Below are 13282 nucleotides of genomic sequence, written 5' to 3'. Positions count from 1 at the left end.
CAGGAATTTTATTCACTAAAAAGCGGCCCCATATAAGGAGCCGCTTCAATTTATTACTGAATTTTGTTTTTAAAGATAGAGTATGTCTTATAACCGCCAGTGAGGTTCTTGACTTTGTATCCATTTTGCTGAAGGATTCTGGATGCAAGGTAGCCTCTCAATCCAACCTGGCAGGTGATCAGGATTATTTCGTCTTTTGGAAGCTCGTCAAGACGGCTGCGAAGGTCATCTAACGGGATGTTCTTTGAGCCTTCAATCCTGCCTTGTGCGTGTTCTTTTTCGGTACGGACGTCGATCATGAACGCGCCTTCCTTGATGAGGTCATCCACCTCATAGTGCTGGACAGTTTCAATTATACCGTCAACAATATTGGATGCTACGTAACCAGCCATATTCACTGGGTCTTTAGCAGAAGAGAATGGTGGTGCATAAGCAAGCTCAAGCTCCTGAAGGTCATAGACGCTCAATCCGCCTTTGATCGCAGTTGCAATGACATCAATTCGCTTGTCGACACCATCTTTACCGACTGCCTGTGCACCGAAGAGCTTGCCTGTTTCTCTGTCAAAGATGACTTTGAGGGAGATTTGCTCTGCACCAGGATAATAGCCGGCATGTGAGAGCGGGTGAATATGGACCACTTCATATGGAATGCCAATTCTGCGCAGTAGCTTTTCACTGTTACCAGTAGTAGCTGCTGTCAATTCGAATACTTTAACGATGGAAGTACCGAGTGTTCCAGGGTACGCGATTTTGCGTCCGTTGATGTGGTGTCCGACGATATGTGCCTGACGGTTAGCAGGCCATGCCAGCGGAATCATCGTAGGCTGGCCATTGATATAGTCAGTCACTTCGATCGCGTCTCCCATTGCATAGATGGATTCATCAGAAGTCTGCAGATATTCATTTACCTTGATACCGCCGCGTTCTCCAAGGTCCAAGCCAGCATCTGCTGCAAGTTTGTTTTCTGGACGTACTCCGATTGACAGGATGATCAATTCAGCATCAAGGATTTTGCCGCTTTCAAGGACAACCTTTGTGCCATTTTCCTGTACATCTGTAATTCCATCGCCAAGGATCAGCTCAACGCCATTCTTTCTTAGCTCATCTTCCACGATTGCCGCCAGTTCTGGATCAACCGGACCCATTACCTGTGGGAGCTTCTCTACAAGAGTGACATTCACTCCGGCATGGATCAGGTTTTCAGCCATTTCAAGACCGATGAAGCCTCCGCCGATCACGACTGCATTCTTTGGTTTGTTGTCTTCGAGATAGGCTTTGATTTTATCCATATCAGGAATGTTTCTAAGCGTGAATACATTTGCGCTCTTCAATCCTTCGATTGGAGGAACGATTGGTTTTGCTCCTGGTGATAAAACAAGTACATCATAGCTTTCAGTGTATTCTTCACCAGTTTGAACATGTTTGATAGAAACAGTTTTCTCTTTACGGTTGATTGCAGTGACTTCAGAAAAATTTCGGATATCCAAGTTGTAGCGTGCATTCATGCCTTCAACAGTTTGCAAAAGCAATTTCTTGCGGTCTTCAATCACACCGCTGATATGATAAGGCAGTCCGCAGTTTGCAAAAGAAATGAATTCTCCTCTTTCGAAAAGAACGATTTCCGCTTTTTCATCAAGTCTTCTAAGTTTGGTTGCAGTAGTTGCTCCACCTGCTACGCCGCCTACGATTACGATTTTTTTACCCATTGTATTGTCATCCTTTCGGTTGTGAAATTAATGTGTTTTATACCCCTACTGGTATATTAACGTGAAAACAGGGAAAATCCAATAGAACTTTGTGAAGGATTTGTGAAAGTTAATTCAAATTCCTTATTCCAAACAGATAAATGTCACACCGAAATAATATACATTCATTTTAACGTGTAAATAGGATAATACCTTAGGTGGTTTGTGAACCATTCATGAACAATTGGAATTCCTTTCTAAAGCAGTCGGATATAAAACAAAAACGGACCATGTTAAACAAAGTCCGTTTTTGTTAGCCTATTTAGTTTTTCCTTGGTATTAGCGATAATTCACGAATTGCACATCAACAGTCAGATCGGCTTCCTTGACGGCAGCAATGATTTTCTGCAGATCATCGCGATTCTTCCCTGTGACGCGGACCTGGTCATCCTGCACCTGGCTCTTGACCTTCAGGCCGCTGTTTTTAATAAGTGTGTTGATTTTTTTTGCGTTTTCCTTGTCAATGCCCTGTACCAGCTTTGCTCTTTGTCGCACGGTTCCTCCAGAAGCACGCTCTACTTTTCCGTAGTCGAGATTCTTGACAGGAATCCCGCGTTTGATCATTTTGCTGAATAGAACATCCTTCAACTGGTCAAGCTTAAATTCATCATCGGAAATCAGGACGAGTTCTTCCTTATCCAGCGATATATCGCTTTTGCTTCCTTTAAAATCGTAACGGGTCTGGATTTCCTTCATTGCTATGCTGATGGCATTGGTGACTTCGGACATCTCTACTTTGGATACAATATCAAATGAGCTTTCTTTGGACATGGTTACCTCCGGATTATGTATTTTAGGCAGCGCCGGAGACATTGATTGTCCAGGCGCTTTCGCTTTTGCTTACATTATAGTAAAATATAGCAGTTCAAACAACTTTGCGTAACTCAGAAAAGATGTTAATAACAAGGCAGGAGGGAATTTAATGTCCTTGAATGAATATACAGGTCAGACTCTGGAACTGACCGTAGCGAGAATCGTGGATTTCGGTTATTTTTTAACAGATGGAGAAGAGGATGTCTTGCTCCACTCGAATGATACCGACCGGACCTTTGAAGAAGGGGATAAGGTAGAGGTATTCCTGTTTGTGGAATCAAGGGGCAGGCTGGCTGCCACTACACAGATTCCTAAGGTGCAAGTAGGACAATATGAGTGGGTATCGGTTGTCGATGTCAAGGATGGACTCGGAGTATTCCTAGATATCGGTATCAGTAAAGACATTCTGCTGGGTGAGGAAGACTTGCCGGTTGTAAGGTCGGTTTGGCCTCAAAAGGGGGACTTGCTGTATATAACGCTCCGCGTGAATCGCAGTAATATGATATACGCTCGGATGGCGACAGACCCTGTTATCCAGGATATTTCTGTTGCGGCCGACAGAAGTGCTTTCAATAAGAATGTACACGGCTATGTTTACCGCACAGCAAGGGTTGGCAGCTGGATGATCACCGCTGAAGGGTACAAAGGCTTTATCCATGAGTCACAGCGCCCTACAGAACCGCGGATCGGCGAGAAGGTCGAAGGCAGGATCATCGATGTAAAGCCGGACGGTTCCGTCAATATTTCACTGCTCCCGCGTAAGCAGGAGGCTCTTGATGAAGATGCCGAGAAAATCATGGCTTACCTTGATCAGAGGAATGGAGCAATGCCTTATCATGACAAGAGCATGGCTGAGGATATCCAGGAACGCTTCGGCATGAGCAAAGGCTCTTTCAAGCGTGCATTGGGCAGACTGATGAAGGAAGGCAAGGTATATCAGGAAGAGAATTGGACATATAAAAAAGAAAAATAGAGCCGGCTGGCTCTATTTTTTTACAAATGATCTGTCTTCTTGGAATATTCGTTCTTGCCAGCCTTCCTGTTCTTTTCACGCATCATATTTTTTTCATGGCGAAGGGCATTGTTGTCTTTTGCTTTTTTATCGTTATCAGATGTATGCGGCATAATAAAAACTCCTTTCAGGTTAGGTACATTTTATTTTTCCTAAAACCTGAAAGGAGTATGTAGTTAAGATGGCTGTTTATTTAAAAAGAAAATGGCGATAGTCCCTGGGCCGGTATGGGAACCGACGGCGGCACCAATCGATGTGATATAGACATCTTTTGCATGTAGTTCTTCAGTGATCATCTTCTTCATTTCATTTGCTGTTTCGAGGTCATCCGCGTGGCTGATGCCGACTACCTGTGCCTCAAAAGCCACTCCGCGTTCCTTCATTACTTCGATGATCCTGCGCAACAGCTTCTTTTTGCCGCGGATTTTTTCCATTGGAACCAATTTGCCGTCTTCGACATTGAGCAATGGTTTAATATTCAGGAGCCCGCCGACAAAGGCAGATGCTTTTGACACACGGCCGCCCTTTGCAAGGTGATCGAGGTCATCCACGGAAAATAAATGTTCCATATGCTCGCTATGGAACTGCACCGCTTTTACAATTTCCTCTTTCGAGTGGTTTTCCTTAGCTAAGCGGACTGCCTCCATGACAACAAGGCCTTGTCCAAGGGAAGCGCATTTAGTATCGATTACCGACAAGTTAAAATCCGGGTATTCTTCCTTAACCTGTTCGGCGATCATTACTGCCGTCTGATATGTTCCTGACAGTTCAGAAGAGAATGCTATGTAAATTCCATCCTGCTTATTCTCGGCCAATTCCGTAAATACTTCTTTAAAACCAGCAGGAGAAGCCTGTGAGGTTTTTGGAAGGTTGCCAGCTCGTATGGAATCATAAACTTGCTTAGGCTGGATTGTTCTGAGATCTTCATACTCTGATCCATCAATATGGACTTTTAATGGGAATAAAATTGCGCCATTTTCTTCATAAAAATCCAATGGCAAATCACATGCACTGTCAGCCATGATTTTTACTGACATCACTTTCACCTGCTTTCAACCTTATATGATAATAGTTTATCGGGAATATCGCAAAAAGACAATTAAATATAGTGATTTTCGGCAAAATAGGGGTACAGGAAGAATAGAAAAGAAAAAGGGGGATTTACATGGTCTGGTTGGAAACAAAAAAAATCATCATCGTGGTGATCGGTGCATTCCTGAATGCGTTGTCACTGAATTTCTTCTTAATTCCGGCAAATGTTTATGCAAGCGGCTTTACCGGTATTGCACAGCTCATTTCGAGCATACTTGGTGAATTTGCGCCATTTAATATATCTACCGGAATCCTGCTTTTACTGTTGAATATTCCCGTCACGATTCTTGGCTGGATGAAAGTAGGGAAATCATTCACCTTCTATAGCTTCATTTCAGTATTGCTTTCATCATTCTTCCTTGAAGTCCTTCCTGTAAAAGAAGTATCGAGTGATATCCTGCTGAATGCTGTTTTTGGAGGAGTCATTGCTGCGCTGGGTGTAGGGCTGACCCTGAAATGGGGGGCTTCGACTGGAGGTATGGACATTATTGCGATGGTTCTTTCCCGCATGAAGGATCGTCCGGTTGGTACATATTTCTTTACATTGAATGGCATCATTATAATGACAGCGGGTTATATCTTCGGCTGGGAAAATGCACTCTACACACTTGTGGCTCTTTATGTGTCGACACGGGTGATCGATGCAATCCATACCCGTCATGAAAAATTGACAGCGATGATCGTGACCAAGAAATCGGATGAATTAAAGAAAGCCATCCATGATAAGCTTGTCCGCGGCATTACCTTGCTTCCTGCGAAAGGAGCGTTCTCAGGGGAACAGAAAGAAATGCTGATCATTGTTATTACAAGGTATGAATTGTATGACCTTGAACATATCATCAAGGAAGTGGATCCACATGCTTTCACCAATATTGTAGAGACAGCCGGGATTTTCGGGTTTTTCAGGCGTGAATAAAAGTAGGAACGGGGGTTTATGATGAAGAAAATCAGCTTGTTGATCATTTTGCTTTTGATAGCCGTTGCACCGGCACTGGCGATCGGGGAGGAGAAGCAGACACCTGAACAGTCGGAGTTCAGTTTTTACATCGACCCATTAGCCGGTCCTGAACATGCTGAGTTTGAGCTCACCTTGCAAAACCTGGGCGAAGAAAGTCTGGTCTTTGAATTTCCAACCTCACAGAAGTATGAAATCATCGTAAAGGATGACCAAAAGAATACAGTCTATCAATTTTCAGAGGGCAAGGCATTCGCACAGGCTTTTGAAAAACTGAAGCTGAAACCGCACGAGTCGATTAAATGGCGGGAAAGCTGGGATTATAAAAAGGGTGAATCCCGGGTCAAAGAAGGAGAATACACAGTCACTGCCCAGGTAAAAGCCATAAGCGTCAACGGAAAAGCTGTTATGGACAAACAGCAGTTGACCGATAAAAAACAAATGTATATTCCAGGTGAAAATCCGGTATTTAAAGGCATCCATCCTGAAGGCAGCAAAGGCTCGTACAAAATTTTTGGGGAAGCGAGGCCAATCGACGGGAAGTTCTTCTATACCGTCGAGGACGGGCATAACGAGCTGATTGCTGAAACAGAAATTGTCCAACACTCAAAATATCCGGCCTGGACTCCTTTTACAATAGAGATTACCTTACCTGAAAGCAAGCTTCCCAAAAACGGGTCGCTCATTTTGAATCTTTACGAACGCAGCAAGGAAGGCGAAATCATCCACACGTATCCAGTATTGCTCGAAAGATTTGTCCCAAGGAAATAATGCAAGACAAAAGCTGGCGGGAATCCCGCCAGCTTTTGCTGTTACTGGTTTTCAATTGAATTCAACTCGTCCTGGAATGACCGCAGCTGCTCTTTTTCCGCCATCGTTGTATTGGCATATGCGGAAGATAGAGCATTTTTCGCTGTGCTGATGGCTGCAGATTGTTCCGCAGGCTCCGCAGTCTGAGCTAATTGGACAGCCTTCCTAGCTTCCTGAAAAAGCCTGTTTCCCATTTAAATCCCCCCTAAAGAGGACTCTCTGACATTCGCCATCTTTTGAGCTTCAGCTTCGGCATACGTGGTGTGGTAAGGGATTCTTTGAGAATGCTTGGAGACAGTATCTACCCCTTGCTGTACAAAACGCTTGGATTTATTGCTTTTACCCATCGTTTTACCCCTCCATCTACGAGCGAATTTTGAAACAGCGAATCTGGCTGCTTCAGTCATAGTATGCTCTTTTAGTGGAAAAACACTCGGTATAGGACCAGGTTCGATTTGGCAGGTTCAGGCAATTATTATCCGTAAAAATGAATGGATATTTCCATCCAGCCTTGCTATCGGACAAACAGAAGGGAAAGGGCAGGAAAAGTGTCCGATAGAGCCCTTCTATCGGACAAATGGAAGCAGAGGGAAAGCAAAAATGTCCGATAGTATTCATTCCTATCGGACAAATCACTTCATATTATTCTATAGTGCTTTCAAATTGAGCAAGTCGTTCAAATAGACACCAATTCCGTCTTCTTCATTCGTCAGGGTCATGTCGTTGGCGATATTTTTTACATCGTCAACAGCATTGCCCATCGCGATGCCCCGGCCTGCATATTCCAGCATCTCTAAATCATTGTCTTCATCGCCAAATGCAATGATTCGTTCAGAAGGGATTTGGAAGTAATCTGATGCCTTTTTTAATCCGACAGCTTTATTCAGGCCGTTTTTGACGATTTCGACGACGTGGAAAGGTGCTGCCCAGCTTCTATGGTCGATTACTTCTGCATGCACTTCAGAAAGGTGGGCGCGGATCTTACGAACATGCTCCTCATCTGAATGGATCAGCATACTGGTCGGCGATGTTTTAAGGTACCTTCTTAGATCACCGGTTGTTATATTGGGGTTTCCCAGGTTGAATATGTCCATCAATTTTTCATCATGGTAATGCACATAGACATCATCGATCACTTCGGCGATGATATTGTAAAACTTAAAGTCATCGAGCGCTTCAACAATGTCCTTGGCAACATCGATTGAAAGTGGGGAGTGGTGTACACCCCAGCTGCTGTCAAGCGGATGGTGGATGAACGCTCCATTGAAATTGACAATCGGTGTGTCCAGTTGTAGCTCATGGTAATACATTTCACTCGAGCGGAATGGTCTCCCGGTAGCGATCATCACTACATGACCTTCTTCCCGAGCTTTTTTGATGACGCGTTTGTTCCGTTCGGAAATCTTTTTATCATCTGTAAGTAATGTACCGTCCAGGTCTAAAGCGATTAAATGTTTTTCAGCCATAAATACTCCTTCTTCTCTCTGTTTTTTAAATCCTATGCGTATGATTGGCTCTTTTTTCATAAGAGTTCTACAATACATATATTGGATGGTGGTTAATTAATCCTTATAACCACTATGGTAACCATTTTACATTTAAATTGTAAATAAATCATATTACATAGTTTAAAGCGCGGTAAAATTTAAGGTCCGTTCACACAATTTGGAGGTTTAATCAGTGATTTTAGTCGAAAAGAAACGCATTCAACATATTCCCGTTCTCCATATCGCAAAACAAAACCAATTTTCAGATAGAATGCCCCTGATTGTTTTTCTGCATGGTTTTACAAGCACAATGGAACGAAACATGCATTATGCCTATCTTTATGCGGAAAAAGGTTTCAGAGTGATCATGCCCGAGGCAAAATACCATGGAAGCCGCAGTGAGGGGTTGTCAGAGATAGAACTTGGCTTCCATTTCTGGGAAATTGTCATGTCCTCCATCGAAGAGCTTTCCGTGATCAAAGCAGAATTGGTTGAAGAAGGTCTCGTTGACCATACCAGGATTGGTGTAGCCGGAACATCGATGGGCGGGATCACCACTCTGGGTGCGATGGCAAAGTATGAGTGGATCACGGCTGGTGTCAGTCTAATGGGGAATCCGTCATACGAGCAGTTTGCTTTGTGGCAGCTGAATGAAATGGAAAAGCGGAATGTGAAAATCAACATATCGAAGGAAGAAATTTCAGATTTGCTCAATCAGCTGAAACAGTACGACCTCAGCCAGCAGCCGGAAAAACTGAATAATCGTCCGTTATTATTCTGGCATGGCCGGATGGATCCTGTTGTACCGTATGAAGCTGCCTATCATTTTTATGAGCAAAACAGGAAAAACTATGAGGGTACAGTAGGGATGTTTAAGTTCATCACAGATGAACATGCTGGGCACAATGTATCAAACGCTGGTGTAGAGGCTTCGGCAGAGTGGTTTGCAAAGCATATTTGATGCCTTCCGCTTTTAATGGGAATGATTCATTGTTATGATAGATACAGGAAAAGCATTAATAAAGGAGTGTTCACCGATGGATGAAGAATTAAAAGAGAGCATGATGGGTGCGCTTGAGATGGTCGTTGACCCTGAACTTGGCGTTGATATCGTTAATTTAGGGCTAGTATATGATGTTGATTTGAATGAGGAAGGGCTGGCAACTGTAACGATGACCCTGACTTCAATGGGCTGCCCGCTTGCCGGCACCATTGTCGAGCAGGTAAAACTGGCACTTGCCGACCTGCCTGAAATCAAAGATACAGAAGTGAATATTGTCTTCAATCCTCCATGGTCAAAAGACATGATGTCACGTTACGCGAAAATTGCACTTGGTGTTAGAGATTAATCAGCCTTTCGAAACAGCAGGAAATCTCCTGCTGTTTTTTATTTGTTTTAAAGACCTAGGTCACAAAATTGTCATAGAAAAAGACAGATTGGCCATGATTTATGTGAGTTAGTTCACTTATCCATGTTGGTAACACTTATATACTTCTTGTATAGAAGTACTTAAGGAGGCGCCAATATGTTTGATAGAGATTTTAACAAAGACCCATTCATTGTGATTTGGGAACTTACAAGAGCCTGCCAGTTGAAATGCCTGCACTGCCGTGCGGAGGCACAATATAGAAGAGATCCGCGTGAACTGTCTTTCGAAGAGGGAAAAGCGCTGATTGATCAAATATATGAAATGAATAATCCGATGCTCGTATTCACAGGGGGCGACCCATTGATGAGGGAGGACGTTTTTGATATCGCCGAATACGCTGTGAAAAAGGGTGTCCGTGTATCGATGACACCAAGTGCAACGCCGAATGTTACGAAGGAAGCGATCGAAAAGGCGAAAGCGGTCGGACTTTCACGTTGGGCGTTCAGCATTGATGGGCCGACAGCAGAAGTCCATGATCATTTCAGAGGTACTGCAGGCTCGTTTGATCTAACGATGGAAAGAATCAAGTATTTGCATGAGCTTGAAATTCCGATTCAGATCAATACTGTTATTTCCCGCTACAATATAGACTATTTAGATGAGATGGCAAAAATGGTAGAAGATTTGGATTGTGTGCTGTGGAGTGTTTTCTTCCTGGTACCGACAGGGCGAGGCCAGGAAAAAGACATGATATCTCCTGTAGAGCATGAGAAAGTGTTCCAGTGGCTCTATGATTTGAGCAAACGGGTGAAGTTCGACATTAAAACAACAGCTGCCCAGCACTATCGCCGGGTTGTCATACAGCAAAAAATGCGCGAGGCGAAGGACCATACAGATGAAATCAACTACTTGACGGCGCTGACAAACGAAGGCTTGACCGGTTCGATCGATGGTCTTGGCAGGGCACCAAAAGGCGTGAATGATGGAAATGGGTTTGTATTCATATCCCATACAGGCGATGTCTACCCGAGCGGTCTGCTTCCTGTCAAAGCGGGGAATGTAAGGGAACAGCCTCTTGCTGAAATTTACCGGGAGTCCCCTATATTCAAATCACTGCGGAATCCTGATGAATACAAAGGGAAATGCGGGGTTTGTGAGTTCAGGCATGTATGCGGCGGATCACGTTCAAGGGCATATGCAATGACAGGAGACTACCTGGAGAGCGAACCGTTCTGCGTGTATATACCGAAAGCGCTAAGAAAACAAAAGCAGGAAAGCTAACAAAAGCAGGGAAAAGGAATGAAAAAAAGCAGCTCCGCGACAAGCGGGCTGCCTCATTATAGAAAAGCGAGTGAAGCCCGGCTTCACTCGCTTTTTATGTTAATCGATTGAACAGAAAACCGCCGGACAATTTTCGCAGCCAATTTCCTTGCGCAAGTAATCTACATCATGGATCAGGATTTTCCCTTTTTTAATGGAAATGATCCCTTCACGCTTCAAGTCGTTGAGGATCCGGTTTGTACTTTCACGGGATGTGCCGCAGAAATTAGCCAGTTCCTGGTTTGTTAACGGCAGGTCAATCAGGATACCGGTATCTTTATGGATACCATAGCTGTTCGTCATCCTGATCAAAGTGGAAAACAGCGCACCCTTTTTCCCATTAAGCACTAAATCACGGAATTTGGTCTGTGTCTTACGGAAGTGGTCGCTCATCCATTTCATGAATTCAAATGCGAGGGATGGATTATGGAAAATCTCCTTCTCGATGACATCTTTTCGGATTGCCGCAATTTTTGCATCTTCAAGGATCAATGCGCTAAGGAGATATTTCGGAGCATCTGTAAACAAGGTCAATTCTCCGCATAGATCATTTTCCCCGCAAATCCTTAAGGCAAGTTCACGGCCATCCTGGGTGACTTTGCTTATCTGGACCTTACCGCCAAGAATCAAATAAAGCTCTTCTGCCTCCATGCCTTCCTGGAACAAGTATGTGCCCTTCTTAACTTTGAATGTCCGGTCCGCGAATTGGAGCAATTCTTTAATTTCTATTGAATGAGTCACTTTAGTTGTGTTTGGCATGGTCATCACCCTTTTTTAAAATTTAATCATCCGTGGCTTTTTGTTATTGAACCAATAATAACATGCGGATAGTGTTAACTTAATGACGCATAAGGAATTGTCAAAATCTCGTCACATTCTTCGTTTGTTTTGTTCACATTTTCGAAACAAAGTTACTCTAGCTATATTATATCGGTAAAAAAACGCAGTTGATTCTGATGTTTGAAGACAACTGTGACAGTTTATTGAACAAAGAAACAGGAGTGAAGTTCTTCACATCGAAATGACCTTGATTTTTTTACGATTTATATAATTAAGCAACAATCGTCAAAAAAACTAGAAGGGAGAAAAATCATGCGCACACAAAAAAAGCAACTGCCGCTTCAAACTCTTAGTCTTGTTGCCGGTTTTATGGTATGGGTCATATTATCCGCACTAATGCCGTTCATTAAAGAGGATTTGATGCTGACTGAGAACGAAATCGCGATGGTTACGGCCATCCCTGTCGTCCTTGGTTCGGTCTTGAGGATCCCTATTGGATACTGGACAAACAAATATGGGGCCCGAAAACTTTTTTCCATCAGCTTCGCATTCCTGCTGTTTCCGGTATATTTCATCAGTCTGGCAGATTCCTATATTGACCTGCTGATCGGCGGTTTGCTGGTCGGGGTAAGCGGGGCAATCTTTTCTGTCGGCGTAACCTCCCTACCGAAATATTATCCGAAAGAACGTCATGGATTCGTGAACGGGATTTACGGGGCCGGCAACCTGGGAACTGCAGTGACGACTTTTTCGGCACCGGTCATTGCATCACAGATTGGCTGGCAGTCGACAGTCAGGCTTTACATGGTGCTTTTGGCTGCATTTGCACTGCTGAACTTTTTTCTTGGTGACAAAAATGAACCGAAAGTTGCCACGCCCCTCGGGGAGCAAATCAAAAGTGTATACAGGAATCAGAAGCTCTGGGCATTGAGCCTGTTTTACTTCTTAACATTCGGATCATTTGTTGCCTTTACGATTTATCTGCCGAATTTTCTCGTGTCACATTTTGAGCTTGATAAGGTAGATGCCGGTATCAGGACCGCTGGATTCATTGCCCTTGCTACATTCTTCAGGCCGATTGGCGGCTGGCTGGGTGATAAATTCAACTCATTTGTCATCTTGATGGTTGTTTTTGCCGGCATGACCATTTCAGGTATTTTGCTTTCGTTCACGCCTTCCCTGACCCTTTATACAATTGGCTGCCTCGCAGTCGCGATCAGTGCGGGTGTCGGCAACGGCACAGTCTTCAAGCTTGTGCCGCTGTATTTTTCAAAACAAGCGGGGATCGTGAATGGAATCGTGTCTGCAATGGGTGGATTGGGAGGCTTCTTCCCGCCGCTTATGCTGGCCTTCCTGTTCAATCTGACCGGACATTATGCCATCGGTTTCATGGCGCTGTCACAGATTGCGCTTGCCAGCCTGATCATCGTCATCTGGATGTACTATCAGGAGAAATTGAGCCTTGCGAAAAATGTCATCGACCATACAGCAGAAGGAATCATGATTACGGATGTGAAGGGCATGATTGAAAAGGTAAATCAGGCTTTCACCACTGTAACTGGCTATAATGCTGAGGAAGTCATTGGGAAAAACCCGAGCGTCCTGCGTTCGGGAAAGCATGGGGATGCTTTTTACAAGGAAATGTGGAAATCTATTAATGAAACTGGATTCTGGCAGGGGGAAATCTGGAACAAAAAGAAGAACGGAGTCATTTATCCTGAAATGCTTACCATCAGTCCGGTAAAAAATGAGGCAGGAGAAATCAAGAACTTTGTCGGCATCTTCAGTGAGCTCCCTGCAAAAAACAAATAGACCTTATGAAGTCTGCATCAAACCCTTGATGCAGCCTTCTAATTTAGATAATATGACAACATAGTGACATTTCTCAATAAAAACAC

At 43.8% G+C, this 13282-nt stretch carries 15 protein-coding genes; 7 read left to right on the top strand and 8 right to left on the bottom strand.

From position 1 onward, the window contains the following. Positions 1-53: 53 nt before the first annotated feature. Together ACNAZ4_RS03425 and ACNAZ4_RS03420 are read right to left on the bottom strand one after the other, a co-directional pair. Positions 54-1706: a CoA-disulfide reductase gene (locus ACNAZ4_RS03425; RefSeq protein ID WP_415812769.1), complete on the bottom strand. Its 1653-nt coding sequence runs from the start codon at positions 1704-1706 to the stop codon at positions 54-56. A 318-nt stretch (positions 1707-2024) separates the two neighbouring features. After that, positions 2025-2516 carry a YajQ family cyclic di-GMP-binding protein gene (locus ACNAZ4_RS03420; protein WP_415812768.1) on the bottom strand — a complete coding sequence of 164 codons (492 nt, stop codon included), beginning with the start codon at positions 2514-2516 and terminating at the stop codon, positions 2025-2027. A gap of 151 nt (positions 2517-2667) precedes the next feature. Here ACNAZ4_RS03420 and ACNAZ4_RS03415 point away from each other — a divergent pair, with 151 nt between their 5' ends. Beyond that, the gene (locus ACNAZ4_RS03415) at positions 2668-3531 is read left to right on the top strand and encodes a CvfB family protein (protein WP_415812767.1); all 864 of its coding nucleotides are present in this window, start codon (positions 2668-2670) and stop codon (positions 3529-3531) included. 20 nt (positions 3532-3551) lie between these two features. Here the strand turns inward: ACNAZ4_RS03415 and ACNAZ4_RS03410 are convergent, their stop codons facing one another. Then, a complete protein-coding gene (locus ACNAZ4_RS03410; protein WP_125478228.1) occupies positions 3552-3683 on the bottom strand; it encodes a DUF3941 domain-containing protein in 132 nt (43 codons plus the stop codon). A gap of 63 nt (positions 3684-3746) precedes the next feature. After that, entirely contained in the window at positions 3747-4607 is an 861-nt protein-coding gene (locus tag ACNAZ4_RS03405) for a DegV family protein (protein WP_415812766.1), read from the bottom strand. 128 nt (positions 4608-4735) lie between these two features. On the opposite strand from ACNAZ4_RS03405, the gene ACNAZ4_RS03400 reads away from it, so the two are divergent. Both ACNAZ4_RS03400 and ACNAZ4_RS03395 read left to right on the top strand, forming a co-directional pair. Next, positions 4736-5578: a YitT family protein gene (locus tag ACNAZ4_RS03400; protein WP_415812765.1), complete on the top strand. Its 843-nt coding sequence runs from the start codon at positions 4736-4738 to the stop codon at positions 5576-5578. Positions 5579-5596: 18 nt separating this feature from the next. Continuing rightward, on the top strand, positions 5597-6388 hold the full coding sequence (locus ACNAZ4_RS03395) for a BsuPI-related putative proteinase inhibitor (RefSeq protein ID WP_415812764.1): 792 nt from the start codon (positions 5597-5599) through the stop codon (positions 6386-6388). A gap of 41 nt (positions 6389-6429) precedes the next feature. On the opposite strand, the gene ACNAZ4_RS03390 is transcribed toward ACNAZ4_RS03395, so the two are convergent. The 3 genes from ACNAZ4_RS03390 to ACNAZ4_RS03380 form a co-directional block, all read right to left on the bottom strand. Beyond that, positions 6430-6621 (bottom strand): DUF3813 domain-containing protein, encoded by a 192-nt coding sequence (locus tag ACNAZ4_RS03390; RefSeq protein ID WP_415812763.1) that lies wholly within the window; start codon positions 6619-6621, stop codon positions 6430-6432. Beyond that, complete coding sequence (locus tag ACNAZ4_RS03385) at positions 6622-6774, bottom strand: hypothetical protein (protein WP_198528153.1); 153 nt, start codon at positions 6772-6774, stop codon at positions 6622-6624. 300 nt (positions 6775-7074) lie between these two features. Next, positions 7075-7893, bottom strand: coding sequence for a Cof-type HAD-IIB family hydrolase (locus tag ACNAZ4_RS03380; protein WP_415812762.1), 819 nt, complete (start codon positions 7891-7893; stop codon positions 7075-7077). A gap of 214 nt (positions 7894-8107) precedes the next feature. On the opposite strand from ACNAZ4_RS03380, the gene ACNAZ4_RS03375 reads away from it, so the two are divergent. From ACNAZ4_RS03375 to ACNAZ4_RS03365, 3 genes are all read left to right on the top strand, one after another. After that, a complete protein-coding gene (locus ACNAZ4_RS03375; RefSeq protein WP_415812761.1) occupies positions 8108-8875 on the top strand; it encodes a prolyl oligopeptidase family serine peptidase in 768 nt (255 codons plus the stop codon). Between the two features lie 76 nt (positions 8876-8951). Next, complete coding sequence (locus tag ACNAZ4_RS03370; RefSeq protein ID WP_415812760.1) at positions 8952-9263, top strand: metal-sulfur cluster assembly factor; 312 nt, start codon at positions 8952-8954, stop codon at positions 9261-9263. A gap of 177 nt (positions 9264-9440) precedes the next feature. Further along, the gene (locus tag ACNAZ4_RS03365; protein ID WP_415812759.1) at positions 9441-10565 is read left to right on the top strand and encodes a TIGR04053 family radical SAM/SPASM domain-containing protein; all 1125 of its coding nucleotides are present in this window, start codon (positions 9441-9443) and stop codon (positions 10563-10565) included. A 99-nt stretch (positions 10566-10664) separates the two neighbouring features. On the opposite strand, the gene ACNAZ4_RS03360 is transcribed toward ACNAZ4_RS03365, so the two are convergent. After that, positions 10665-11363 carry a Crp/Fnr family transcriptional regulator gene (locus tag ACNAZ4_RS03360; RefSeq protein ID WP_415812758.1) on the bottom strand — a complete coding sequence of 233 codons (699 nt, stop codon included), beginning with the start codon at positions 11361-11363 and terminating at the stop codon, positions 10665-10667. Between the two features lie 333 nt (positions 11364-11696). Here ACNAZ4_RS03360 and ACNAZ4_RS03355 point away from each other — a divergent pair, with 333 nt between their 5' ends. Continuing rightward, entirely contained in the window at positions 11697-13196 is a 1500-nt protein-coding gene (locus tag ACNAZ4_RS03355) for a nitrate/nitrite transporter (RefSeq protein ID WP_415812757.1), read from the top strand. Positions 13197-13282: the final 86 nt, after the last annotated feature.

This window comes from Mesobacillus thioparans (assembly GCF_965138835.1).
In the GTDB taxonomy this organism is placed as follows: domain Bacteria; phylum Bacillota; class Bacilli; order Bacillales; family Cytobacillaceae; genus Mesobacillus; species Mesobacillus thioparans.
Note: the sequence above shows the minus strand (reverse complement) of the source record. Positions and strands in the feature narration are given on the sequence as shown.